This window comes from Ramlibacter montanisoli, from assembly GCF_013087525.1.
Classification (GTDB): domain Bacteria; phylum Pseudomonadota; class Gammaproteobacteria; order Burkholderiales; family Burkholderiaceae_C; genus Ramlibacter; species Ramlibacter montanisoli.
The window spans coordinates 4,238,125-4,262,951 of record NZ_JABFCS010000001.1 but is presented as its reverse complement, the minus strand read 5'-3'; the positions used below and the strand labels follow the sequence as shown (position 1 = coordinate 4,262,951).

Sequence of the window (24,827 nt, the reverse complement as noted above, 5' to 3'; positions counted from 1 at the left end):
GTCAGATGTAGGAACTGCGCGGCGGCGCTGCATGCCGCAGGTGCAGCGCGATGTCCAGCGCCGCCATGTGGTTGGCATTGCGCGCCAGGATCTCGTCGGCCAGCGGCAGGAACACGGACTCTTCCATCCGGGCGTGCTCGCCATACAAGCGCACCAGTTTCTCCACGTCCTGCGCGAAGGGGTGCCGTGCACCTTGCCCGCGGCGGTGTGCGCCAGCGCGGGCCGGATCTTCGCCCACAGCGCCTCGAGGGTCCGGTGCTCCGACTTCAGGCGGTCCACCAGGGTCTGCACGTGCGCCGCCTCGCGTGCGTCGCGGCAACTGCGCTGGACGGAGACGAACAGCTCCTGCTCCTCGTCGGCGTGGTGCACCAGCACGACCTTGTCGAACAGCTCGATCACGGCGGCGGCCTTGCTGCGCGCGCGCTCCATCGCCTTGGCGAGTTCCGGCACTTCGGCGAGGTCGTTCAGGCCCCGCAGGATGCCGTCGTGCGCACCGCTGAACTGGCGGATGGGCGGCTGCAGTTCCGGCCCGGCCGGGGCCGCGGGACGCTGTTCCATGGTGTGCTCCTTCGCTGCTGCGAACTCTGGCTGCCAGTCTGGGGCAGGGGCCGCGAAGGGTCTTGACATGCGTCAAAGGGGCACGGGTCCTGGGCTCGCGTGCTTTTAGGCCATGATGCCGGCGTGAAACTGGCCCTGCTGTCGGACCTGCATGCCAACCTGCGCGCACTGGACGCGTGCCTGGCCCATGCACGCGCGGCCGGCGCGACCCGCTTCGCAATCCTCGGGGACCTGGTGGGCTACGGGCCGGAGCCGGTGCAGGTGCTGCAGCGCGTCATGGACCTGGTGGCCGGGGGCGCCATCGTGGTGCGCGGCAACCACGACGACGCGGCCCTGCACGAACCCGCGGTGCGGCAGACGGCGCAGGACCTCTCCGCGGCCTGGACGCACGCGCAGCTCTCCGATGTGCATCGCGCCTTCCTGCTGCACCTGCCCCTGACCGCCACGGTGGAGGACACGCTGCTGGTGCACGCCAGCGCCCGCGACCCGCAGCAGTGGGAGTACGTGGACCGCCCGGAGATGGCCAAGCGCTGCCTGCTGGCGGCGCAGGCCGAATGGGGCTTGAAGCGCGTGTTCTGCGGCCACGTCCACGAGCAGGTGCTGTACTACCGCGGGGTCGACGGCAAGCCGATGGCCTTCAGCCCGGTCCCCGGCGTGCCGGTGCCGCTGGCCTCGCACCGGTCCTGGCTGGCCCTGGTCGGCTCGGTCGGGCAGCCGCGCGACGGCGATCCGCGGGCGATGTACGCGCTGTTTGACGTGGCGCAGGCGCGCCTTGCCTTCCACCGCATAGCCTACGACCATGCCGGCACCGCGGCCGCGATCCGCGCGGCCGGGCTGCCGGAAGGCTTTGCGCGGCGACTGGAGCGGGGACGATGACGAGGCTGGAGCAGGGATCGGTGATCGACGGGTTCGTGATCGGGCCGCGGGTGCACTCGGGCGCGATGGCGGAGCTGTACCGCGTCACCTACGACGGCGGCCGCCCCGACCCGGGCTTTCCCATGATCATGAAGGTGCCGCGCATGGGCGGCGGCGAGGGCGCCGAGAACCTGGTGGGCTTCGAGGTCGAACACCAGATGCTGCAGGTGATCGAGGGCCGGCACCTGCCGCGCTTCGTGGCGGCCGGCGACATGGGCCGCCTGCCCTTTCTGGTGATGGAGTACATCCCGGGCCGCACGCTGCAGGACATCCTGGACGAAGCGGCCGCCGCGAAACGGCGTCCCGCGGCCGAGGACATCGCGCGCTGGGGCCGCGCCATCGCGGTCGCGGCGCACAGCCTGCACCGGCAGGAAGCGGTGCACCTGGACCTGAAACCCGCCAACGTGATCCTGAAGCCCGATGGCGACTGCGTGCTGGTGGACTTCGGCCTGAGCTGGCATGCGCACTACCCCGACCTGCTCGCCGCCGAGATGCGGCCGGCCATCGGCTCGCCGGCATGGATGGCGCCCGAGCAGGTGGTGGGCGTGCGCGGCGACCCGCGCAGCGACGTGTTCGCCATCGGCGTGATGCTCTACGAACTGGCCACCGGCGAACTGCCCTTCGGCGCGCCGGCCACCACCGGCGGCCTGCGCCAGCGCCTGTGGATGGTGCCGGCGGCGCCGCGCGCGCTCAATCCCGCGGTGCCGCCCTGGCTGCAGGAAGTGATCCTGCACTGCCTGGAGGCGACCGCGGCGCAGCGACCGCCCTCGGCCGCCCACCTGGCCTTCGACCTCGGCCACCCGGACCAGGTCGTGGTCGGCCCGCGCGGCCTGCGCACGGCGCGCACCAAGTTCTCGGCGCACCTGAAGCGCTGGTTCAAGGCCGCCGGCATGGAATACCAGCCGAGTCCCCTGCCCAGCACGCGCGTGGGCGAAGTGCCGATCGTGATGGCGGCGGTGCCGCACCGCGACACCACCGACGCCACGCTGTACGCGCTGCGCCAGGCCGCCAGCCGGTCCCTGGGCATCCGCCCCGGCGCGCGCCTGGCCTGCGTGACGGTGGTCGGCTCCGGTGCCGCGCAGGAAGACGAGGCGGCGATGCACCGCTTCCACAGCGAGCTCTTGCGGCAGTGGGTGCGCGGCCTCGACCTGGAGGACCGGCAGGTCTCCTTCCACGTGCTGCAGTCGGACGATCCCGCCGGCGCCCTGCTGGCCTATGCGCACGCCAACCACGTGAGCCTGATCGTCATGGGCGCCGCCACCCACGGCCTGGCGCTGCAGCGCTGGATCCCCACGGTGCCCGCGCGCGTGGCCGCCGAAGCGCCCTGCAGCGTGCTGCTGGTCAAGGACGCGCCGCCGCTGGCATTGCTGAGCCCGGTGGAGGCGTAAGGGGGAAACCCCGTATCCGGGGGCATTCCGGCGGCCGACATACTCGGCGCATGACCGAACCGCAGCCGCAGGCGTACCACTCGCCGACCGAACGCGTGCAGGCCTGGACCGAGGGGTCCACCCTGCACATCCGCTTCAACAATCCCGCCAAGCACAACGCCCTGTCCGTGGACATGTGGCAGGCGGTGCCGCCGCTGCTGGCGCAGGCCGAGAAGGACCCGGCCCTGCGGCTGGTGGTGTTCTCGGGCGCCGGGGAGAAGTCTTTCGTTTCCGGCGCCGACATCTCGCAGTTCGAGGACATGCGCGCCGCCCGCGAGGCCGTCAAGCACTACGAGGTGATGGCGGAAGAGGCGCTCATGAGCATCTACCGCTGCGCCAAGCCGACGCTCGCCTGCATCCGCGGCTTCTGCATCGGCGGCGGCGTCAACGTGGCGATCAGCTGCGACATCCGCATCGCCAGCGAGGACGCGGTGTTCTCCATCCCGGCCGCGCGGCTGGGCCTGGGCTACCGGCTCTCGGCGCTCAAGAACCTGGTGAACCTGGTCGGCGTGGGCGTGGCCAAGGACCTGTTCTTCACCGCCCGCCGCATCGATGCGGCCGAGGCGAAGTCGGTCGGGCTCATCACACGGGTCGCCCCGGCCGACCAGCTGCCGGAACTGCTGGCGGAATACACCTCGACGATGGCCGCCAACGCACCGCTGACCGTGTATGCCGGCAAGAAGATCATCGAGGAGATGCTCAAGGACGACGCCGACCTCGACCGCGACATGTGCAAGCGGCTGATCCTCGACTGCTTCGAGAGCGAGGACTACGCGGAGGGCCGCAAGGCCTTCATGGAAAAACGCAAGCCGGCCTTCCAGGGGAAATGAAGATGCGTTCCTGGTGGATGGTCGCGAGCGAGACCGAGGCGCGCGTCGAGCTGCGCGAAACGGACCTGCCCGAGCCGGGCCCGACGCAGATGCTGGTGCGCGTGCGCGCCGCCGGCGTCAACCGCGGCGAATTCATCATCGGCGGCCTCACCAAGGCCGGCACCGCCAAGCCGCTGGGCATCGAGGGGGCGGGGGAGGTGGTGAAGGCCGGCGCGCAGGTGAAGCGCTTCGCGCCCGGCGCGCGGGTGATGGGGCGCTTTCCCGGCGCGATGGCCGAATACGTGCTGGCCGAGGAAGCGCAGGCGATGGCGGTCCCCGAAGGCATGTCCTGGGAAGAAGCCGGATCGCTGACCACGACCTACATGGTCGCGCACGACATGCTGCTGCTGCAGGGCGGGCTCAAGTCCGGCGGCTGGCTGCTGGTGACCGGCGTGAGCTCCGGCGTGGGCGTCGCCTCGCTGCAGATCGCCAAGGCGATCGGAGCCAGGGTGATCGGCACCTCGGGCTCGCGCGAGAAGCTGGACAAGCTCAAGGCGCTCGGGCTGGACGTGGCGATCTGCACCCGCCAGGCCGACTTCCAGCCGCAGGTGATGGACGCCACCGGCGGCGCGGGCGTGAACCTGGTGGTGAACAACGTCGGCGGCACCGTGTTCGCCGAGGCCGTGCGCTGCCTCGCCTTCGAGGGGCGGCTGGCGACCGTGGGCTACGTGGACAACGTGCTGAAGGCCGAGATCGACCTGCAGGCGCTGCACGCGAAACGGCTGGTGCTGTTCGGCGTCTCGCAGAAGATGACCAGCCCGGCGCAGAAGGCGGACAGCACGCGAGCGTTCGCCGAGCAGATGCTGCCGCTGGTGGCGGCGGGCAAGCTGCGGCCGCTGATCGATCGCGTCTATCCCTTCGCGGAATTCCCGGCGGCGCGCGCGCACATGGAAGCCAACGCGCACGTCGGCAAGATCGTCATCACCGCCTGAGGGCGGCCCGAAGAACAAGCAGGAGACATGAAGATGTGGAAGACCCTTGCCGCCGGCTGCGCGCTGGCACTCGCGAGTGCCGGCGCCGCCGCGCAGGCCGCCTGGCCCGACAAGCCGATCAAGCTGGTGGTGGGCTTCACGCCCGGTGGTGCCGCCGATTACGTCGGCCGCACCGTGGGCGAGGCGCTGTCCCGCGTGCTCGGCCAGCCGATCGTGGTGGACAACAAGCCGGGCGCCGGCTCCAGCATCGCCACCGAGTTCGTGTCCAAGGCGGCCCCCGACGGCTACACGCTGCTGCTCGCCAGCCCGAGCTCCATCAGCGTGAACCCGGCGATCGATCCGAAGTGGGGGCCCAGCGTCGCCTCGCTGATCCCGGTCACCAAGGTCACCGCCTCGCCGCTGGTGATCGCGGTGAATCCGACGACGGGGATCAAGTCGGTGGCGGACCTGGTGGACATGGCGAAGAAGAGCCCGGGCAAGATGAACTTCGCGCATGCCGGCATGGGCTCGGCGCCGCACCTGGGCGGCGTGCTGTTCAACCAGCTCGCCGGCACGCAGATGCAGGCGATTCCCTTCAAGGGCGGCGCGCCCTCGGTGCAGTCGGTGATCGCCGGCGACACGCAGGTCACCTTCGCCACGCCGCCCTCGGTGCTGCCGCACATCAAGTCGGGCCGCCTTATCGGCCTGGCGGTGTCCAGCCCTGACCGCTCGCCACTGGTGCCCGACCTGCCGGGCATGAAGGAAGCGGGCCTGGCGAACTACAAGATGGACTTCTGGTACGGCTTCTTCCTGCCGGCCGGCACCTCGCCCGAGATCGTGAAGAAGTTGTACGACGCGACCATGGTCGCCATGCAGCGGCCGGAAGTGCGCGCGGCGCTGGCGCGCGAAGGCACCGACATCTCCGTGTCCTCCTCGCCCGCGGACTACGCGGGTTTCCTGCGGGAGGAGAACCGCTTCTGGGCCAAGCTCGCGAAGGACTCGGGCGCCAAGGCGGAGTGAGCGTGCCGGCCACCCGCGCCGTCCTGTTCGACCTGGGCGGCGTGCTCCTCGACATCGATTTCGAGCGCGCGCTGCAGGCCTGGGCGCCGCACTCGCGGCTGCCGCCCGCACAGCTGCGCGACGATTTCCGCCACCACGACAGCTTCCACCGCCACGAGACCGGGCAACTCGACAACGACGGCTTCTTCGCGCACCTGCGGCAGGCGCTGGCGCTGGAATGCGACCTGCTGGTGGTGGAGGCGGGCTTCAACCAGATCCTGATCGGCGAGATCGAGGAGACCGTGCAGCTGCTGGAGGTGCTCCGCCGGCAGGTGCCCTGCTACGCCATCAGCAACACCAACCCGGCGCACCTGTCGCATATCGCCCGCGCCTATCCCAATTTCCTGCCCCGCTTCACGCGCGTGTTCGCATCGCACGAGATCGGGCACCGCAAACCGCATGCCGCCGCCTTCCAGCACGTGCTGCGCGAGATCGCGCTGCCGCCGGCGGAGGTGCTGCTGTTCGACGACCTGGAGGCGAACGTGGAAGGTGCGCGCGCGCTGGGCCTGCAGGCTGTGCTGGTAAGGAGCCCGAGGGACGTGGAGAGCGCGCTTGGCGAGCGTGGCCTGCTCGATGGATGCGATGGGGCGCCAGACACTCGCTGATGGTCGCGCCGGGCTTCTCCGTCTGGGCGGAAATGTGCAAGTCGCACAGTCAAGTAAATGTGCAAGTGCCACACTTACTTGCCGTCCAGTTGCCTTGCTCAGGGAACGTGGACCCCGGCCCTGAGCCTTCGTGCGGACAGGCCGCCCGGCATTGATTGCGGATGCGGCCTCGAAAGGGTCGTCCCGATTGTGCAAGAGGGGCTGCGAACGCACTGTCCGTAACACTCCCTTGCAGCGCCTCACGGCAGCCGAGCTGCCTGTGGCTCAAATGGCGCCGCGCTTTGTCCCATGGCTTCAAGGCGCCGCCCCGCACGGCGACCGTGCGGTCTGATCCCAAAGGAGAAACCATGAATATCAACCGACGCCCTCGATCGCTTGGGAACGTACGTCTCCGGGCGGTTCAATGCGCGGGGGTTCTGGTGGTCAGCGCGTTGAGCTTGCCGGCCATCGCGGCTTCGTCGGCCGGGTGCGAGGGGGTGGTTTTGCCGTGCTGGGCCGCAGTGGCGATGTCGAAGTGGACGTGCCGGCAAGCAGCGTGCCCGCGCGGTTCCGGGTGCAGGGCAAGTACGTGCAGTTTGATGTGGTCGCCGCCACCTTCGCGATCGAGAACTACGCGTTCCTGCCGACCACCAATCCGCTCGACATGACCAGCGGTGTGGCCACGCCGGTGTTCGCGAGCAAGACACCCGATCACCGCGGCCTGGCTCTCAATTCCGTCATCGAACTGTCGCTCGATGGGGAGGTGCTTGAGATGCAACGTTTCGGCCCCGGCCTGTCGATGAAGATCCAGGCCAAGGATTGCGCCCAGGGCGGCGTGTTCCAGATGGAACCCGAGCGCGGCGACGGGACGGCCACGGTGATCACCCACACACTCGCTGATGCGCCCGGAAATGTCCTGCCTTTCTACTTCGACAACGCGCGCTTTCGCGCGCGCGAGGGCGATGTCGTTCCCTACAAGGACACCACGGTGGTGGTGCCGGCACGCATCAACATCGCAAACGACTTTTCACCCCGTTTCGTTGCGCGCGACAGCCCACAGGTGGCGCAACGCATTCCCGAACCACGGTGTTCGACACCCATCGACACACGCACGGGCGCGATCGTCACGGTCCAACACTGCGGCGGCCAGTCGAAGTGGTCGGTTGCCAGCGGCGGGCGCATGGGCTTCGTGTCGGGCGAGGACGCCGTCGAAGTGGCACCGCCTGCAACCGACTGCACCCGACGTTGTCAGGCGCAAAACCGCGTACGGGGTCGAGCGGTCGTGCTCGGCTTCCCATTCCAGGTGCCGGCCGATGATCGCCTGCGTCCGCGTTTCCCCTGAGGTGTGAGGTCTACCGCACCGTCCCCTGCGCGAGTTCCGTGGGGGCGCCGATGCAGCACGCGGCCAGGCGCGCAGCGGGGTCCTTCGGCTCAGGGTCGTCTCCTGGGGGTCACGGGATCTCCAGGGGATGCGGCCGGGCCGGATCCCTAGCAGATGCAGACATCCAGCAACGCCGGGCGGAAACAAAAAGGAACGGCGCTGGCTGTCCAGTACGGCCTTCGCTAGAGTGGGTCTTTCCTCCGTTGGAGCCCCAACATGGACTTCTTCAATTCACTCACGCTGGACCTGAAGATGCTGGTTGTCGGGATCGCGGGCGCCCTGCTCCTGGTGCTGTTCAGCGGCAACCGGAAGGCGGAAAAGCGCTACATGATCCTCCTGACGGTCCTGGTCGCCGCCGGCGTCTATCGCTTCGCGCAACTTCCGGCCCACGTCGACGCGGAGACCAGCGCCGCAAGCCGACCCATCCCCCGCCGGCTGCGCCGCCCAAGCGCACGCCGCTCGTCTCCACCTCGGCCAAGTAAGGCCGCTTCCTGCCTCGGCTGACCGGGCTCAGGGCGCGGCGTCGCGCCCCTCCAGCCGGATCTCTCCCTCGAACGCCACGTCCAGGCGCAGGCCCGCAATCTCCAGCGTCATCTTCGCCGGGAAGCTTTCCGTGCCCGCGATCGTGCCGGCCTGCAGCGCCGCGGCGACCGCACGCTCGATCTCGCGCTGCGAGCTCACGCCGACCATCTTCAGGAACTTGCGGATGCTGATGTTCAGCTCTTCGTCGTTCATGGCTTTCTCCTTGGGCGCGCCGGCCCCAGGAGCCATTCTGGCCCTCTGCGGGCCGCTGTTCGCGTCGGGGAGCGGCGGGGAGCCGCCGCGCTCAGGGCGCCACGAGGTCCTGGGCGGCCAGGAAGGTGCGCACGGGCGGCACCGTCTTCTCGACGCGCGGCCGCTTGACCACGCAGCCCGGTTTCGGCTTGCCGGCCGCCGTGCGCGGCGCGGCGCAGCGTTCGGCCTCCAGCCGCTCGCGCTCGGTCGCGTTCCAGGTCTTCCAGCCCCAGCCCACACCCACCAGCAGGCAGGCCGGCAGGAAGGAGCCGCCCGAGAGAATGGACACCGCGGCGCAGGCGTTGCCCGCGGCGCTGCCCTGCCAGCCGGCGGCGGCCATCGCATAGGCGCGCGGGCGTTCGGCCTCCGGCAGGCTTTCGGCATGGTGGAAGGTCGCCGCCTTGAAGGCCACGCCGAGGACGGGCAGCAAGGGGTTGATCGGCGTGCCGGCAGCGATGCCGACGAAGGACGACACGCCGTCCGCGACGGCGCCGGCCTGGGCCTGCGTCTTCGCGTCCTCGCCCGGCATTTGCGCCTGCGCCTGTGCCTGGGCCTTCGTTTGCGGCGGTGCCTTCGGCTGCGCCTGCGCCGCATACGGCGCCGCGGACAGGACCGCGGCCAGGATCAGTTTGCGGTACTCGGCGGACATGGGCATACAACTCCCCTTGGGGCGCAGTAGAGCAGCTTGCATGCGGCGCGGCGCTGGCACTGGTCGGCGCGGACAGGCCGGCCGTCGCGCTGAGTTGTGTTGGGATGTCAGGGGTGAGCGCACGCTCCGGAGGCGGCGCGTGCACGGAACGCCCGCACGCCGGCCGCCATGGCCGCCGTCGTCCCCAGCATCGCCGCCAGATGCATGCACACCGCGGCAATTCCCAGCAGGAAGGACCCCGATGCGGTGATCTCGCGCCCGGGCACGTCGCTCGCGCACAGGGACGCCAGTGCCGGCATCAGCATCCATCCCGCACCGTGGCCGATGCCCAGGATGAAGGACCACAAGGTGAGCGCCGTCCGGCCCTGTACCGCGTCGCTGTTGCCATGCCCTCCGCCGCCGAAATGCTGCAGTGCGATCAACAGCAGCAAGCCCGCGGCGATCGCCTGCGCCATCCAGGGCTCGAACGCGATTCCGAACGAGAGGCCGACCGGCACGGCGGCGGCGACCACGATCACCGCGCCCAGGTGCCCCGCCGCGATCGGCACGAGCAGCCGCGGCCGCTGCGCCGCCTTCCCGTGCGACGCAGGCCAGGCCGCCAGGGCCCAGCCCGTGAGCGGGTTCAGCCCGTGCAGCGCGCCGGCCGCCACCACGGCCAGCCAGGGCCACAGGCCTGCAAGCACGGTGCCCATGGCGCTCAGGCCTCGCAGTGGGGGCAGGCGGCCGCCGGTGGCGCCTTCGCCTCCGGCGCGGGCTGGTAGCGCTGGCCGGTTTCGTAGCGGTCGTGGTGCCGCACCCACTCCATCTTGTAGAACACGTCGCGCTCGTTGCGGCCCTGCGGCGTGAGGTCCATCAGCATGTACGCGCCCATCATCACCTCGACGCCGCGGCCGAAGGTGGAATAGGTGTGGAACACATGGCCGGCGTCGTCCTTGCAGAACACGCTGATGCCGGGCGCTTCCTCCGCCGGAAAAAAGCCCTTGCGGTAGTTGTAGTCCACTTCGCCGCTGGCCAGTTCCTCCTGCGTGAAGCTCACTCGGAAGTCGAAGTTGAAGTCGCTGCCGTGCGAGGAGACCCAGTCGAAGCGCCAGCCCATGCGCTGGCGAAAGCGCAGGATGTCCGCCAGCGGCGCGCGCGACACGGCGACGAAGCCGATGTCGCGGTGCGCCAGGTGGACGTTCATGCCGTCGACGTGGTCGGCCATGTACGAGCAGCTGGGGCAGCCCTGTTCCCACCCCGGGCCGAACATGAAGTGCTGCACCATGAGCTGGCGCCGCCCGGCGAACAGCTGCGCCAGCGTGCGCGGGCCATCGGGCGTGTCGAACACGTAGTCCTTGTCCACGCGCCGCCAGGGCAAGGCGCGGCGTTCGCCGGCGACCTGGTCGTGCAGCTTCGTCAGTTCCTTTTCGCGCGCCAGCAGCTGCTTGCGCGCCTCGGTCCAGGCGGTGCCGGAGACGACGGGATGGCCGCCGGCGGCGGCGGGAGTTGCGAGGGTGCTCATGGTGTGCTCCTTGGACTCGGCGAGCCCGGTTGATGAATCGATGGCCCATGCAGCGGCCCGACCGGACCCAGCCGGTGCGCTGCACAGAGGGAAAATGGAAGCGGCTAGCCGGGGGCGCGGGGCCGGCGCACGGCGCGCACCTTGCCGCTGCCGCCACCGCCGGCGTACAGCAGGTCCGCGCCGTCGGATTCGAGGCCGCTCACGCCGGCGCCCGGCGGCATCTGCAGGCGCTCCAGCACGTCGCCGCTTCGCGGGTCCAGCCGGCGCAGCTCGCTTTCGTCGCCTTCCCAGGTGCCGTGCCACAGCTCTCCGTCCACCCAGGTGACGCCGGTGACGAAGCTGTTGGATTCGATGGTGCGCAGGATCGCGCCGGTGGCGGGATCGACCTGGTGGATCCTGCGGCCGCGGTAGTTGCCCACCCACAGGCTGCCTTCGGCCCAGGTCAGGCCCGAATCGCCGCCGCCGCCCGGTGCCGGGATCGAGGCCAGCACCTGGCCCGTCGCGGGGTCGATCCTGGCGATGCGCGACTCCGCGATCTGCCACAGATGCTTGCCGTCGAAGGCGGTGCCGGCGTCGCAGGCGCAGGGCAGCGAGCGCTTGACCGCGCCCGACTGCGGATCGATCGCCAGCAGCTGGGTGCCGGCCGCTGCCCAGACGTGCTCGCCGTCGTGGCTCACGCCGGCGATGCTGGCGGCACCCGGGAAGGGGCCGAACTCGCGCACGATCTCGGCGGGGTGCGCGGGCGGATACGAAGCCGGGTGGGCGATCGGCGGCCGGGGCGTGGTGTCGGGCATCTCGGGTTCCTTTCGTGCCTGGCGGGAGGCGATGGAAGGACTCTACGCACCCGGCAGCGCGGAGGGGAGTAACAAGATTGTCGTGAAATCCACCAGGGGCGCGGCGACCCAGCGGCGGGCGCGGGCCTGCCCCACGGCGCGCACCTGCCCCGTCGCTTCGAGCTCGGCCACCGCGCGCTGCACCGTGCGCTGGCTGGCGTCCAGGGCGAGCGCGAGGGCGGAGGTGGACCAGGCCGCGCCGTCGGCCAGCAGGGCCAGCACCGAGGCCTGTTCGCCATCGATGGGCGGTGCGAGCACGACGACCCCTGCCGCGTCGCGGGGGCTGAGCACGAAGCCCCGTGGCGTGGCGTCGATGCCTGCCATGGGCTTGACCAGCGCGCGCAGGCGGCCGATCTCCACGCGCAGCCGTGCGCGATGCGTTTCATCCGGACGGCGGGTGCGGAACACGGCGTGGATCAGTGCATCGCGCTCCACGTCGGCGGGCCAGGCCTGCGCCAGCTCGCGCGCCAGCGCGAACAGGATGGGCCGGCGGGCCAGTGACTGCCAGGCGCCGCCCAGCGCCAGTCCGCGGCGGCAGGCGTCCATCACCAGGGCGCCCGACGCGAGCAAGGCCTCGACCTCGTGCAGCTTCAGGGGCAGCGCCTCGCCCGCCGCGACGCGGCGCGCGGCGGGCCGTTCCAGCACGCCGTGCGCCTGCGCGACTTCCGCGATCAGCGAAGGGATCCCGGCGCGGAATGCGGCCTGGTGCGCGCGCGCGAGGGCCGCTCGTGCGGCGGCGGAGCGCAGCGAGCGCAGCGCGAGCTCGGCGGCCGCGAGTTCGGCGACCGCGGCCAGGGTGGGCGGCAAGCTGCCTGCGTCCACCGACGCGAGCAGCGCCGCGGCTTCCGCCAGCCGTCCCATCAGCAGCGCACGGCGCGCCGCCAGCAGGCGGGCGTGCAGTGCATTGGCGCGGTCACCGTGCTTCTCCAGCGTGGCCGAGGCCGATTCGAGCGCGTGCGAGGAGCCGCCCAGTTCGCGCATGGCCAGCGCCACCTCCGCGTCCGCCAGCACGCAGCGCGCGCGGGCCAGCTGCTCGCGCGGGCCGAAGAGGCGAGCCGCGCGCCGCAGCAGCTCGCGTGCCCGCACGTGCTCGCCCAGCTGCGCCATCGCAATGCCGCGCAGCGCCAGTGCCGACGGATCGTCGCGCAGCGCCACCCGCTTGAGCGCGCCCAAGGCATCGCCTGCGGCGAGCGCACGGGCAGCGGCGGAAATCAGGGCGTCCATGCCCTTGCGATGGCCGTCAGGACGCGGTGCGCACCTTGCTCGTTCCTGCCGCCGCCTCTGCCTCGCGCAGCATGCGGGTCGCCTCCTGCAGTTCGCGCTCGACCTTCTTGCTTTCCGACTGGGCCAGCCTGCGTTCCGCCGGGGACACGCCCAGGCGGCTCATGACGGAAACGATCGCGGCCTGCTTGTCGCTGGCGACCTTCACCCTGGCTTGCGCTTCCTTGAGGCGGGTTTCGGCCTCCGATTCCTTGGCGGCGGTGGTCGGGGTCTTCTTGGCAGTCATGCAGTGGGTCCGGGAGGGCTGGTCAAGGGGAGCCGGCCGTCGGCGACGGCACGTTCGAGCTGCACGATACACCCTGGGCGGGTTGCGGGGAGCGCGCCTGCAAGTCCCCCCACGCGCAGAGCTCGCCCGCCAGGGCACTGGCCATCACCGTCGCCGGGCTGGCCAGCCACACCTGGCCCGGGCCGGAGCGGCCGGGGAAGTTGCGGTTGATCGCGCTCACCGTCACCTGCCCGGCCTCGCTGGAGGATCCCGGCCCGCAGTTGGCGCAGGCGCCGCAGGACGGCTGCAGGATGCGCGCACCGGCCGCGGCGAAGGTGCGGTCGTAGCCGCGCGCGACGCAGTAGTCGCGCACGGCCGTGGTCCCGTACTGCAGGAACAGCTGCACGTGTGGCGGCACCCTCCATCCCTGGGCCAGGCCCCAGGCAAGCACCGCGTGGTACTGGTCGAAGTCCTCGCGCTTGCCCGCCGTGCAGGAGCCGCCGTAGGCGATGTCCACGCGCACCTTCTCCTGCAGTTGCGCGAGCGGCACGCCGTTGCCGGGATCGCCGGGCCGCGCCACCATGGGCGACAGGCTGCTGCAGTCCACGCGCACGACCTCGCTGTACGGGGCGCCCTGGTCGCTGCGCATCCAGGGCTCCAGCGCGAACTCCACGCCGCGCCGCTCCTTCAGGAAGCGCACGGTTTCCGCGTCGGGTTCGACGATGCCCGTCAAGCCGCCCAGCTCCGCCGTCATGTTGGTCAGCGTCGCGCGCTCGTCGGTGGACAACGCGCGCAACACAGTCCCGCCGAACTCGAACACCTTGCCGACGCCGCTGCCGGCGCGCATGGCGGGCAGCTGCAGCAGGTGCAGCACGATGTCCTTGGCAGCCACGCCGGCCGGCAGCGCGCCCTCCAGCTCCACGCGAAGCACGCGCGGCATGGTCAGGCGCACCGCGCCGGTGACGAAGGCGTTGGCCATGTCGGTGGTGCCGACGCCGAAGGCGACGCAGCCGAGCGCGCCGCTGTGCGGCGTGTGCGAGTCGGTGCCGGCCACCAGCTGGCCGGGCAGCGCGTAGTGCTCCGCCATCATCGCGTGCGAGATGCCCGCGGCATTGCTGCCGTCGTCGGCGCGTGCCTCCTCCTCGGTGAGCGTTCGGTGGTGCCGCAAGGCGTGATCCGCGACGAAGCGCCGCTGCGCCTCGCACATGGCATGCATGTTGGGCAGCAGCGGCGAACCGGCGTGCGCGGGGCTCTCCTCCATGTAGGAGGTGTGGTCCTCGAACACCACGATGGTGTCCCTGCCGTGCAGCGGCAAGGGCTGGCCGAAGGTCGCGTGCAGCATGTGCGCGGCCATGCCCGTGTAGTACTCGTGGATGAAGCGCCAGTCGGCGCGCACGAAGCAGCCTTCGCCGGCGGCCGGCGCGTCGGGCGTCACCGGGGTGTGCAGCATGTGGCGCTGCACGATCTTCTCGAACAGCGTCAGGGGCCGGGCGACGGCGCCCGCGGCGACCGGCTGCGCGCCGCGCAGGTGGGCCTGTCCAAAACGCAGCAGGCCGCCCGCGCGCAGGATGGCCGCCGCCAGCGTGTCGCGTCCGGCCACCAGCTCGTCCACCGTGATCGCTTCACCGCGCTCGATGCGATCGAGCAGCCCGAAGTCGGTGGACGTGAACAGGCCGATGTTGTCCGCGTTCTGCCGGTAGATGCGCTCGAAGCTCTCGGCGATCACCAGCCGCACGCCCGCCAGCTTCTCGGCGGCGGGACTGTGCTCGCGCGACGAGCCCTTTCCGTAGCGCCGCCCGCCCACCACCACGCGGAAGCCCGCGGCCTGCACGGCGCCGGGCGCGACCGGGCGCGCGCCTTCGGTGGTGAATCCGATGTAGGGAAAGCGCGCGAGGCTGTCGTCGTAGTGGGACATGATGCGCACCGGCGTGATCTCGTCGGTGGAGATGTCGTCGCGCAGCGGCCCGGCCTGCGCGCGCGTGAGCGCGGCACCGGCGAAGCTGCGCGCGCACCGCGTCGGCGGACTGCGCGAGGAACAGGATGCGCGCGGGCGCGCCCAGGTCGAGGGTGGAATTCATGGCGGGGCGAGCGATGCCAGGTGCTCCACCAGCAGCTTGGCTGCCGGCGTGAGGTTCTGCGCGTCGCGATAGCAGAGGATGAAACGCCGCTGGGCCCAGCTCTCGGCCAGCGGGATGAGTTGCAGCCCCATCGCCGCGGCGACGGGTTCGGCCACCTCGCGCGGCACCAGGCTGATCGCCAGACCGGCGTGCACGACGCGCAGCGCAGCCTCGAAGTTGGTGACGACTATGCGGTGGTTGACGCTGCGGCCCGCCTGCGCCGCCTGCCGCTGCAGCATCAGCTGCACCGCGCTGTTCACGGGCAGGCTCACGTGCTCGTAGTCCAGCGTGTCGGCGAAGCGCAGCTTGCGCCGCGCGGCCAGCGGGTGGCCGGCGGGCACCACCACGCAGAGCGTGTCCCGGCGGTAGGGCCGCGCCTGCAGGCCCGCATGGTCGGTCGCGTCCCAGCAGACGCCCAGCGAGGCCAGGCCTTCGCGCACGCCGCGCACGATCTCCGGGCTGACGCGCTCCTCGAGGTCGACGCGGATGCTGGCGTGCGCCGGCTGGCGCAGGAAGGCCGCGACGTCGTCGGCCAGCGACTCGCTCATCGCCGACACGGAGGCGAGGATACGGACCTGCCCGCGGCTGCCCGCCACGTAGCTCTGCATGTCGCGCTCGATGCGCGCCGCGCTGTCGAGCATGCCGCGCGCGTGTTCCAGCAGGGTCTGGCCGGCCGGCGTGGGCACCACCCCATGGCGCTTGCGCAGCAGCAGCGGCGTGCCCACCTGGTCTTCCAGCTGGGCCAGCCGCTTGCTGATGGCGGAGCCGACGATGCTCGCCTTCTCGCCGGCGCGCGCGATGTTGCCCGACTCGCAGACGGAGACGAACAGGCGCAGGGTCGTGAGATCGAAATCGCGCAAGGTATTCCAAATCGGAACTTCAGAGTTCCGGAATTGAGGTGTCGGCTCGTTCCGGAAATTCTAAACTCGCTCCATGCATCCCGCTTCCCTCATTTCAAAGCTCCCGCGCCGCGCCGTCGTGCGCGAGATGGGCCTGCGCGACGGCCTGCAGAGCGTCGCCACCATCGTGCCCACCGCCGCCAAGCTCGAATGGATCCGCGACGCCTACGACGCGGGCCAGCGCGAGATCGAAGTCGGCTCCTTCGTGCCGCCGAAGCTGCTGCCGCAACTGGCCGACACCGGCGAGGTGCTGGCCTTCGCGCAAACCCTGCCCGGGCTGCGCGCCACCGTGCTGGTACCGAACTTCAAGGGGGCGGAGCGTGCGATGGCCGCGGACGCCGAGATGATGCTGGTGCCGCTGTCCGCCAGCCATGCCCACAGCCTGGCGAATCTGCGCAAGGCGCCCGACGAGGTGGTGGGCGAGATCGCGCGCATCCGCGCCGAGCGCGACGCCACCGGCGCGCGCACGCGCATCGAGGTCGGCATCAGCACCGCCTTCGGCTGCACGATCCAGGGCGAAGTGGATCCCGAGGAAGTGGTGCGCCTGGTGCAGGCGGTGCTGGACGCGGGCGTCGACGCCGTCAGCCTGGCCGACACCGTCGGCTATGCCGATCCCGCCATGGTCTCGCGCCTGTTCGAGCGCGTGCTGCGCGTTGCCGGCGAGCGCCTGGTCTGCGGCCACTTCCACGACACGCGCGGCCTCGCGCTGGCCAACGTCTATGCGGCGATGCAGCTGGGCATCGCGCGCTTCGACGCCTGCACCGCCGGCATCGGCGGCTGCCCGCACGCGCCGGGTGCCAGCGGCAACGTGTCCACCGAGGACCTCACCTACATGCTGCACAGCATGGGAATCGAAACCGGCCTGGACTTCGATCGCCTGCTCGCGCTGCGCGCGAAGGTGGTGAAGTGGCTCGCCGGGGAACCCACCCACGGCACCATCTGGAAAACCGGCCTGCCGAAGACCATCAAGAAGGAAGAGGCGCATGCCTGACAACCACACCCCGCCGCAGCCCCTGAGGGGCCTGCGCGTCGTCGAATTCACCCACATGGTGATGGGCCCCACCTGCGGGATGGTGCTCGCCGACATGGGCGCGGAAGTGATCAAGGTCGAGCCGATCGATGGCGACCGCACGCGCCGCCTCCTCGGCGCGGGGTCCGGGTTCTTTCCCATGTTCAACCGCAACAAGAAGAGCATCGGCATCGACCTGCACCGGCCCGAGGGGGCGGAGCTCGCGCGCAAGCTGTGCGCGAGCGCCGACGTGGTGGCGGAGAACTTCAAGCCGGGCACGATGGAGAAGTACGGGCTGGACTACGCCGCGCTCGCCGCCGTGAATCCGCGCGTGATCTACGTGAGCCACAAGGGCTTCCTGCCCGGTCCCTACGACCACCGAACCGCGCTGGACGAGGTGGTGCAGATGATGGGCGGCCTCGCCTACATGACGGGCCGTCCCGGCGACCCGCTGCGCGCCGGCACCAGCGTGAACGACATCATGGGCGGGCTGTTCGGCGCGATCGGGGCGCTCGGCGCGCTCATCCAGCGCGGCATCACCGGCCGCGGCATGGAGGTGCAGTCGGCCTTGTACGAGAACAACGTGTTCCTCATGGGGCAGCACATGCTGCAGTACGCGATGACCGGCAAGCACCCCGCCCCCATGCCGGCGCGCGACAACCCTTGGGCCGTGTACGACGTATTCACGGTCAGGGACGGCGAGCAGATCTTCCTGGCCGCCGTCAGCGACGCGCAGTGGCAGACCTTCTGCGACGCGCTCGGTTTTGCCGACCTGAAGGGCGAGCCGGAACTGGCGACCAACAACCAGCGCGTGCAGCAGCGGCCCCGCCTGCTCGCGACCCTGCGCGAGCGGCTCGCCAGCCGCAGCGCCGCCGAACTCGCAGCCGCGATGGAGCGCGCGGGCCTGCCCTTCGCGCCGATCCGCCGCCCGGAAGACCTGCTGGAAGATGAGCACCTGCTGGCCACCGGCGGCCTCGCCGACGTCACCCTGCCCGACGGCGACAAGGCCGGCCAGCAGGTGAAGACCACCCTGTTCCCCATCACCATGGCCGGCAGCCGGCTCGGCGTGCGCCTGCAGCCGCCCCGCCTGGGCGAGCACAGCCGCGAACTGCTGCGCTCGCTGGGGCTCGCCGACCGGGACATCGACGGACTGAAGGACCGCGCCGTCGTCGCCTGACACAATACGGATTCCAAGGAGACAAGAAGTGAAATCGCATCATTCCCTCTCTCGCCGCAGCGTGCTGCTGGCGCTCGCCGCTTCCGCCGCGGGCAGCCCGGTGTTCGCCCAGAGCGGCACCGTCAAGTTCATCCTGCCGAACGCCACCGGCTCCGGCGTGGACGCGATCACGCGCGCCGCCGCGCCGGCGCTGGCCAAGGCGCTGAACGCGTCCGTGGTCGTCGAGAACCAGTCCGGCGCCAGCGGCATCGTCGGCCTGCAGGCCCTGGCGCGCTCGGCGCCCGACGGCAACACGCTGTCGGTGGTGTCGAACAACGTCGTGATCTTCCCGAGCGTGATCAAGGCGCTGCCCTTCGACATGCCCGGCGACTTCACGCCGATCGCTGTGGTCGGCGCGACGCCCATGGTGCTGGTGGTGAACCCGGCCAAGGTGAGCGCCACCAACAGCCGCGAATTCAGCGCGCTGCTGAAGAACAAGCCGGGCGAGCTGAACTTCGGCTCCGGCGGCAACGGCACCATCCTGCACCTGGCCACCGAGATCTACCTGGACGCCACCGGCACCAAGGCCCGCCACATCCCGTACAAGGGCGTGGGCCCGATGGTCACCGACCTGCTGGGCGGCCAGATCGACTTCGCGACGGTGGCGCTGCCCAGCGTGCAGCAGCACATCAAGACCGGCGCGCTGCGCCCGATCGGCATGCTGGCGCCGCAGCGCACGCAAGCCCTCCCCGAAGTGCCCACCTTCGCCGAACAGGGCCTGCGCGATTTCGCGGTGGAAGCCTGGTTCGCCGTGATCGGCCCCAAGGGCATGAGCCCGGCCAGCGTGAAGAAGGCGCACGACGCCGTGGTGGCCGCCTTCAACGACCCGGTGGTCAAGGAAACCATGGCCAAGCAGGGCAACACGATCCAGATCAGCAGCACCGAGCAGGCGCAGGCCGCCTTCCGCAGCGAACTGGCGAAGTACGCCGCGCTGGTCAAGAAGATCGGACTGGAACCGCAGTAAGGCTGGGAGCCTGCGCGGCGCAGGCTGCTAGACCGTTGCCGTGCCGGCCTCGCTGCACGCGCGCGGGATTGCCGGCAGCGCATAGACCGTGAGCCGGCCGCGCCGGCCGCGCACGTCGATGTCGTGCGGCACCAGGTCGTCGTGGTTGCGGCCGCCGTGCCGCAGCACGTCCTCCGACACCACCAGGTGCGCGCCGAAGTGCTTGGTGAGTTCCTGCAGGCGGCTGGCGGTGTTCACCGCGTCGCCCACCGCCGTCAGCGTGCGCGTCTCGGTAGTCCACCGTGCCCACGGCGGCCATGCCCGCGTGGATGCCGATGCCGAAGTCCAGCCGCCGGCCGAACTCGTGCTGCATGGTCTCGTTCAGCGCCTCCATGCGCTGTTCGACGCTGGCCGCCGCCGCGAGCGCCTGGCGCGCGGCCGTGGCCAGGTCGGTGTCGATGCCGAACAGCGCCATCACGCTGTCGCCGATGAACTGGTTGGGGATGCCGCCGGCCTCGCGCACCGCGTCGCCCACCACTTCGAAATAGCGATCGAGCACGTACACCAGGTCGAAAGGCAGGTGCTCCTCGGACAGGCCGGTCCAGCGGCGCAGGTCCGCGAACAGCACCACCACCTCGCGCTCCATCGCCGAGCCCAGCGGCTCGAAGGCGCGCTCCGCCGTCTTCACCGACAGCAGCGGCCGCACCTGCACGTCGCCCGTGGGCCGCAGCTGGCAGGCCAGCCGCACCGAGGGCAGCGCGCCGATGCGGTTCAGCGTGCGCAGCTCGTCGCCCTGCGGCGGCGGCAGGTCGCCCGGCCTGGCCTGCACGTCGATGCGGCAGGTGGAGCAGCGCGCGCGGCCGCCGCACACCGACAGGTGCGGGATGCCGTTGGCGCGGCTCGCCTCCAGCACCGACCAGCCGCGCGGGACCTCCACCGTCCTGCCGGGATAGCGGATGCGCACCATCCCCTGGCGGCGCCGCGCCCAGGCGTTGCGCAGCCAGCGCGCCAGCAGCGTCGCCAGCAGGAGACCGAGCGAACTCCAGGCGATCCAGTCGGCGGTGGCCTGCAGCACGCCGACCTGCCGCATGTTGATCGCATCCACGTAGAGCGGCTGCGACGCCAGCTCGCGCGCCATCGACAGGTAGCCGGTGGCAGCGAGCACCGCCAGCAGGGTCGCGGCGACCACGAAGGTGGTCTGCCAGCGGCGGTACTCGGCGCGATGGCGGAAGGCGAAGTGGATGCCCAGGCAGCCGTGCAGCCAGGCCACGGTCACCAGGGTCAGCTGCCAGCTCGAGTAGTCGTTGAACCACATGAGCGACACGTTGCGGCGGTAGGTGTCGTCCACGGCGTAGAGCTCGTGCACCAGCCGCGTCTGCGTGAAGTGCGCCGCCAGCAGGAAGGGCACCAGGAAGCCGAGCACCACGCGCAGCAACTCGGTGAGGGTCATCATCAGCGAGCGGCGTTCGTACACGGCCGCCAGCGCCAGCGCGAAGTGCAGCAGGATGCTGCCGTAGAACAGCACCGTCACCACCGGGTTGCGCCAGAAGGCGGTGAACACCAGGCGGCCGGCCTCGGCGGCGGCCAGCGACGCGAGCCCCAGCGCGTGGTTCGACAGGTGCGTGAGCACGTAGAACAGCAGCACGAGGCCGGAGGCCAGGCGCAGGCGGCGGGTACTAAGATGGATGGACTTCAAATCTCGACTGGCGATGACAACGGTTCAAGCTTCGACATTGGGCCTCAAGACGGTCCTCCTGCTGCAGGGCCTGTCGCAGGAACGCCTGGAGATCCTCGCCGCGCAGTGCAACTGGCGCCGCGTGGAACCCGGGCAGGTGATTGTGGCGCGGAACAGCCCGGACCGCGACGTGCACTTCGTGGTGAGCGGACGGGTGCGCGTCACCAGCTTCTCGGCGGGCGGCAAGCAGGTGACCTTCCGCGACGAGGAAGCCGGCGAAATGTTCGGCGACCTCGCGGCCATCGACGCCAAGCCGCGCTCGGCCGACGTGCTGGCCCTGGACAGCGTGCTGGTGGCCTCGCTCTCGCCCGAACACTTCCGCGACCTGATCGCCGCGGAGCCGCTGGTGCGCGAACGCGTGCTGCAGCGGCTCGCCGGCCTGGTGCGCCTGCTGTCGGAGCGCGTCATCGAGCTGAGCACGCTCGGAGTGCAGAACCGCATCCACGCGGAACTGCTTCGGCTTGCGCGCACCAGCGGGCAAGGCGGCAACCGCATCCGCATCGACCCCGCGCCCAAGCACGCGGACATCGCGAGCCAGGTGAGCACCTACCGCGAGCAGGTCACGCGCGAGTTCTCCGCGCTCACGAAGCAGGGATTGCTGGAGAAGGACGGCACGGGGATCGTGCTGACCGACGTGGAGCGGCTGGAGCGGATCGTGACGGAGGTGCGGCTGGAGGCCTGAGCGTGCGAAAACGCACATGAGGAAACCGGTGCGCAAACGCACATCGGTGCAAGCGATGCATCCCTAAAGTCACGGGCATGGACAACGCGATGTCGTCCAGTCAACCACCACCCAAGGAAGCATCATGAACCGCAAGTCCCTCGCCGCCGCCCTCGTCCTCATCGCCTCCGCCGGCTCCGTGCTGGCCGACGACATCACCATCGACAACACGCCCTTCACGTCCGCGAAGTCGCGCGCCGAAGTGCAGGCCGAACTGCAGCAGTTCCGCAGCGCCGGCGTGAATCCCTGGGCGCAGGACTTCAACCCGCTGCAGTCCTTCACCGGCAGCAAGACCCGCGCGCAGGTGACCGCCGAGTACATCCAGTCGCGCGAAGCCGTCGCCGCCACCACCGGCGAGGACAGCGGCGCGGCCTGGCTGGCGCAGCGCGCGCCGGCGGCCCCCGCCCCCGTGCTGGCCGGCCAGCCCGTCAACGCGCAGTAAGCACCGCGACGATTTCGTCGAACTGCTCGAAAGCCGCCTGCAGGTCGTCCAGCAGGCGGCGCAGTTCGTCGTCGGGCGCGCTCATCGCGCGCTCCTCCAGCACCGCCGCCATCCCGGCATAGCGCTCCGCCGCGATCATCGAGCCGCCGCCCTTGGCGGAATGCGCCAGCAGGGCCACCTGCTTGCGGTTGCCGGCCTCCAGCGCCGCCCGCAGCTTCGCCAGCAGCGCCGGCGTGGTCTTGCGGAAGGTGCTGAGCGCCACTTCCTTCAGTTCCAGGTCGCCGCCGAAGCGCGAGTCCATCGCGTCGCCGTCGAACAGCGGCAGATCGCCCAGCTTCGACGCCGGCGTCCCCGCCCAGCGCGCGAGCATGGTGCGCAGCACCTTCAGGTCGATCGGCTTGGTGAGGTAGTCGTTCATGCCGACCTCGAGGCAGCGCTCGCGGTCGCCCTTGATCGCATTGGCGGTCATCGCGACGATGGCCGAATCGCAGCCCGCCTCGCGCAGGCGCCGCGTCGCCTCGTAGCCGTCCATCTCCGGCATCTGGCAGTCCATCAGGATCACGTCGTAGTGCTCCTGCTGCGCCATCTGCAGCGCCTCCGCGCCGTCGTTGGCCACGCTCACGTCCTCGTAGCCGAGCTTGCGCAGCATGCCGAAGGCGACCACCTGGTTGGTGGTGTTGTCCTCGGCGATCAGGATGCGTGCGGTGCGCGAGGCCGGCGCGAGGTCCTGCCACATCGAGGCGGCGGGCGATTCCTCGGCGGCCAGCACCGGGATGCTCACCGTGAAGCGCGAGCCCTTGCCCGTGATGCTGGACACCTCCACGCTGCCGCCCATCAGGTCCACCAGCTGGCGCACGATCGACAGGCCGAGGCCGCTGCCGCCGAACTTGCGCGAGGTGGAGCTGTCGGCCTGCATGAAGCGCGTGAACAGCTGCGGCTGCACCTCCGGCGGGATGCCGATGCCGGTGTCCGCCACGGTGAACTGCAGCACGTAGGCGGCGTCTTCCTGCGTCGCCTTCACGTCCAGGCCGATCCAGCCCGAGGACGTGAACTTCAGCGCGTTGCCCAGCAGGTTCACCAGCACTTGGCGCAGCCGCGTGGGATCGGCCAGCACGTGCTGGGGCACGCTCGGGTCCAGGCGCACGCGGAACAGCAGGCTCTTCTCGGTGGCGCGCAGGCGGTACAGCGTGGCCAGGTCCTGCACCAGTTCGTGCAGGTCGAAGGGCACGCGCTCGATCTCCATCTGCCCGGCCTCGATCTTGGACACGTCCAGGATGTCGTTGACCAGGGACAGCAGCGAGTGCGCGCTGCGATCGATCAGGTCGGCGTGCCGCCGCACCTCCGGCGGCAGCTTCTCGTCCAGCATCAGCTTGGTCATGCCGATGATGCCGTTGAGCGGCGTGCGGATCTCGTGGCTCATGGTGGCCAGGAAGTGGCTCTTCGCGCTGTTGGCGGCATCGGCCGCGTCGCGCGCGATCCGCAGTTCCTGCTCCGCGCGCTTGCTCTGCGTGATGTCCCGGTTGGTGCCCACCATCCGGATCGGCCGGCCCTGCGGGTCCGACTGGGCGACGCCGCCCTCGCTGTGGATCCACAGCAGCGTGCCGTCGCGGCGGCGCACGCGGTGCTGCACGACGTAAAGCGAGGACGTGCCGCGCAGCACGGGATCCAGCGCGGCCTGCACGCTTGCGCGGTCCTCGTCGGGCACCAGCTCCAGCAGTTCCGCCGTCGTGCAGCGCGTTTCCCTGTGCGGGCCGCCCAGCATCAGCGACCACTGCTCGGACAGGTACACGTGCTGCGTGCGCACGTCCAGGTCCCACAGCGCGAGGCCGGAACCCTCCAGGGCGCGGTGCAGGCGCTCCTCGCTTCGCTGGATGGCTTCCTTGCCGGCGCGAAGCTGCGCCTCGTAGACCATCTGCTCGCCCACGTCCTCCACCGAGCCCACGTAGCCGCCGGTGGAGCCTCCCGGCAGCCGCACGGCCTGCGCGCGCACGCGCACGTGCACGGTGCGGCCGTCGCGCCGCACGACGCGGTAGGTGTGGTCGAAGATCCTGCCCGCGGCCGCCGTGGCGTGCCAGCGCGAGACGACTTCGCTGCGGTCCTCCTCGTGCACGCTGTCGACCCAGTCGTCGCCCAGCAGGTCCCGCGGCTCGCGGCCGAAGATGCGCGCGCCTTCGGGGTTCACGTAGATCACCTTGGCGCTGGCGTCGGTGTGGAAGATGCCGACCGGACAGGCCTCCGACAGCTCCCGGAACATCTGCTCGTTCGAAGACAGCAGCATGCGGTGCGCGGCCTGCCGCAGCAGCAGCGACTGCATCGCGGCCAGGGCCATCTGCTGCAGCGCCTGCCGCTGGTGGTCCTGCAGGCCGCCGGGACGCGGCACGTAGTCCAGCACGCACAACGTCCCCACCACGTAGCCTTCCGGCGTGACCAGCGGAGCCCCGGCGTAGAAGGCCAGCCGGGGCTCGCCCGCCACGCAGGGCTTATGCGCCACGCGCGGGTCGCGCCGGGTGTCCGGGATCTCCAGGTAGGAGGACGAATCGATCACCAGCGTGCAGATCGAATCCGCGCGCGGCATGTCCGCCAGCGGCGTCCCGCCGGCCTGCGACTTCGTCCACTGGCGCTGGTCATCCAGCAGGTTGAGGACAGCGGTGGGCGCGGCACAGGCGGCGGCGACGCTGCGCACCAGGGTGTCCAGCAGCGCCTCGGAGGGCGTGTCCAGGATGCCGAGGCCGCGCAGCGCCTGGACGCGGCGCGCCTCGCGGTCGTCCGGCGCGGGGGCGGGGGATTCGGGTTCACGC

The 24,827-nt window shown here is 70.7% G+C and carries 24 protein-coding genes and 2 pseudogenes; 13 read left to right on the top strand and 13 right to left on the bottom strand.

What is annotated here, in order from left to right:
* Window position 1: 1 nt before the first annotated feature.
* Together HK415_RS21200 and HK415_RS27310 are read right to left on the bottom strand one after the other, a co-directional pair.
* Window positions 2-166 carry a hypothetical protein gene (locus HK415_RS21200; protein WP_171562697.1) on the bottom strand — a complete coding sequence of 55 codons (165 nt, stop codon included), beginning with the start codon at window positions 164-166 and terminating at the stop codon, window positions 2-4.
* Between the two features lie 92 nt (window positions 167-258).
* Window positions 259-558: pseudogene (locus HK415_RS27310) on the bottom strand (hemerythrin domain-containing protein); the annotation flags it as partial.
* Window positions 559-681: 123 nt separating this feature from the next.
* Here HK415_RS27310 and HK415_RS21190 point away from each other — a divergent pair.
* From HK415_RS21190 to HK415_RS21155, 8 genes are all read left to right on the top strand, one after another.
* Window positions 682-1,434: a metallophosphoesterase family protein gene (locus HK415_RS21190; protein ID WP_171562695.1), complete on the top strand. Its 753-nt coding sequence runs from the start codon at window positions 682-684 to the stop codon at window positions 1,432-1,434.
* Complete coding sequence (locus HK415_RS21185) at window positions 1,431-2,861, top strand: serine/threonine protein kinase (protein ID WP_171562693.1); 1,431 nt, start codon at window positions 1,431-1,433, stop codon at window positions 2,859-2,861. The genes HK415_RS21190 and HK415_RS21185 overlap by 4 nt, the downstream gene beginning before the upstream one ends.
* A 50-nt stretch (window positions 2,862-2,911) precedes the next feature.
* Window positions 2,912-3,730, top strand: a complete 819-nt coding sequence (locus tag HK415_RS21180) for an enoyl-CoA hydratase (RefSeq protein ID WP_171562692.1) — start codon at window positions 2,912-2,914, stop codon at window positions 3,728-3,730.
* A complete protein-coding gene (locus tag HK415_RS21175) occupies window positions 3,727-4,701 on the top strand; it encodes a quinone oxidoreductase family protein (protein WP_253261978.1) in 975 nt (324 codons plus the stop codon). The genes HK415_RS21180 and HK415_RS21175 overlap by 4 nt, the downstream gene beginning before the upstream one ends.
* Window positions 4,702-4,728: 27 nt before the next feature.
* The gene (locus tag HK415_RS21170; protein ID WP_253261977.1) at window positions 4,729-5,700 is read left to right on the top strand and encodes a Bug family tripartite tricarboxylate transporter substrate binding protein; all 972 of its coding nucleotides are present in this window, start codon (window positions 4,729-4,731) and stop codon (window positions 5,698-5,700) included.
* A gap of 2 nt (window positions 5,701-5,702) precedes the next feature.
* The gene (locus HK415_RS26650) at window positions 5,703-6,344 is read left to right on the top strand and encodes an HAD family hydrolase (RefSeq protein WP_171562690.1); all 642 of its coding nucleotides are present in this window, start codon (window positions 5,703-5,705) and stop codon (window positions 6,342-6,344) included.
* 487 nt (window positions 6,345-6,831) lie between these two features.
* Window positions 6,832-7,665 (top strand): hypothetical protein, encoded by an 834-nt coding sequence (locus HK415_RS21160; RefSeq protein ID WP_216369849.1) that lies wholly within the window; start codon window positions 6,832-6,834, stop codon window positions 7,663-7,665.
* Window positions 7,666-7,920: 255 nt separating this feature from the next.
* Window positions 7,921-8,208, top strand: coding sequence for a hypothetical protein (locus HK415_RS21155; protein ID WP_171562688.1), 288 nt, complete (start codon window positions 7,921-7,923; stop codon window positions 8,206-8,208).
* A gap of 6 nt (window positions 8,209-8,214) precedes the next feature.
* Here the strand turns inward: HK415_RS21155 and HK415_RS21150 are convergent, their stop codons facing one another.
* The 9 genes and pseudogenes from HK415_RS21150 to HK415_RS21110 all read right to left on the bottom strand — a co-directional run bounded on the left by HK415_RS21150 (window position 8,215) and on the right by HK415_RS21110 (window position 15,924).
* The gene (locus tag HK415_RS21150; protein WP_171562686.1) at window positions 8,215-8,439 is read right to left on the bottom strand and encodes a DUF6494 family protein; all 225 of its coding nucleotides are present in this window, start codon (window positions 8,437-8,439) and stop codon (window positions 8,215-8,217) included.
* 91 nt (window positions 8,440-8,530) lie between these two features.
* Window positions 8,531-9,133, bottom strand: coding sequence for a hypothetical protein (locus HK415_RS21145; protein ID WP_171562684.1), 603 nt, complete (start codon window positions 9,131-9,133; stop codon window positions 8,531-8,533).
* 101 nt (window positions 9,134-9,234) lie between these two features.
* The gene (locus tag HK415_RS21140) at window positions 9,235-9,819 is read right to left on the bottom strand and encodes a hypothetical protein (RefSeq protein WP_171562682.1); all 585 of its coding nucleotides are present in this window, start codon (window positions 9,817-9,819) and stop codon (window positions 9,235-9,237) included.
* A 5-nt stretch (window positions 9,820-9,824) separates the two neighbouring features.
* Entirely contained in the window at window positions 9,825-10,628 is an 804-nt protein-coding gene (locus HK415_RS21135; protein WP_171562680.1) for a DUF899 domain-containing protein, read from the bottom strand.
* 104 nt (window positions 10,629-10,732) lie between these two features.
* Complete coding sequence (locus tag HK415_RS21130; RefSeq protein ID WP_171562679.1) at window positions 10,733-11,422, bottom strand: Vgb family protein; 690 nt, start codon at window positions 11,420-11,422, stop codon at window positions 10,733-10,735.
* A gap of 42 nt (window positions 11,423-11,464) precedes the next feature.
* Window positions 11,465-12,685 (bottom strand): helix-turn-helix domain-containing protein, encoded by a 1,221-nt coding sequence (locus HK415_RS21125; RefSeq protein ID WP_171562677.1) that lies wholly within the window; start codon window positions 12,683-12,685, stop codon window positions 11,465-11,467.
* Window positions 12,686-12,701: 16 nt separating this feature from the next.
* The gene (locus tag HK415_RS21120) at window positions 12,702-12,968 is read right to left on the bottom strand and encodes a hypothetical protein (RefSeq protein ID WP_171562675.1); all 267 of its coding nucleotides are present in this window, start codon (window positions 12,966-12,968) and stop codon (window positions 12,702-12,704) included.
* Window positions 12,969-12,990: 22 nt separating this feature from the next.
* Window positions 12,991-15,025: pseudogene (locus tag HK415_RS21115) on the bottom strand (aconitase family protein).
* A complete protein-coding gene (locus HK415_RS21110) occupies window positions 15,022-15,924 on the bottom strand; it encodes a LysR family transcriptional regulator (protein WP_171562673.1) in 903 nt (300 codons plus the stop codon). Before HK415_RS21110 ends, HK415_RS21115 begins: the two are co-directional and overlap by 4 nt.
* A 73-nt stretch (window positions 15,925-15,997) precedes the next feature.
* On the opposite strand from HK415_RS21110, the gene HK415_RS21105 reads away from it, so the two are divergent.
* Genes HK415_RS21105 through HK415_RS21095 form a run of 3 tightly spaced genes read left to right on the top strand, consistent with a single transcriptional unit; the run spans window position 15,998 to window position 19,152 of the window.
* Window positions 15,998-16,954, top strand: coding sequence for a hydroxymethylglutaryl-CoA lyase (locus HK415_RS21105; protein WP_171562671.1), 957 nt, complete (start codon window positions 15,998-16,000; stop codon window positions 16,952-16,954).
* Window positions 16,947-18,149, top strand: coding sequence for a CaiB/BaiF CoA transferase family protein (locus HK415_RS21100; RefSeq protein WP_171562670.1), 1,203 nt, complete (start codon window positions 16,947-16,949; stop codon window positions 18,147-18,149). The genes HK415_RS21105 and HK415_RS21100 overlap by 8 nt, the downstream gene beginning before the upstream one ends.
* A 28-nt stretch (window positions 18,150-18,177) precedes the next feature.
* Entirely contained in the window at window positions 18,178-19,152 is a 975-nt protein-coding gene (locus tag HK415_RS21095) for a Bug family tripartite tricarboxylate transporter substrate binding protein (RefSeq protein WP_171562668.1), read from the top strand.
* On the opposite strand, the gene HK415_RS21090 is transcribed toward HK415_RS21095, so the two are convergent.
* Window positions 19,124-20,827, bottom strand: a complete 1,704-nt coding sequence (locus tag HK415_RS21090; protein ID WP_171562665.1) for an adenylate/guanylate cyclase domain-containing protein — start codon at window positions 20,825-20,827, stop codon at window positions 19,124-19,126. The genes HK415_RS21095 and HK415_RS21090 overlap by 29 nt on opposite strands.
* A gap of 13 nt (window positions 20,828-20,840) precedes the next feature.
* On the opposite strand from HK415_RS21090, the gene HK415_RS21085 reads away from it, so the two are divergent.
* Entirely contained in the window at window positions 20,841-21,548 is a 708-nt protein-coding gene (locus HK415_RS21085; protein ID WP_253261976.1) for a Crp/Fnr family transcriptional regulator, read from the top strand.
* 124 nt (window positions 21,549-21,672) lie between these two features.
* A complete protein-coding gene (locus HK415_RS21080) occupies window positions 21,673-22,029 on the top strand; it encodes a DUF4148 domain-containing protein (RefSeq protein ID WP_171562662.1) in 357 nt (118 codons plus the stop codon).
* Here HK415_RS21080 and HK415_RS21075 read toward each other — a convergent pair.
* Entirely contained in the window at window positions 22,016-24,712 is a 2,697-nt protein-coding gene (locus HK415_RS21075) for an ATP-binding protein (RefSeq protein ID WP_171562660.1), read from the bottom strand. The genes HK415_RS21080 and HK415_RS21075 overlap by 14 nt on opposite strands.
* Between the last annotated feature and the right edge of the window lie 115 nt (window positions 24,713-24,827).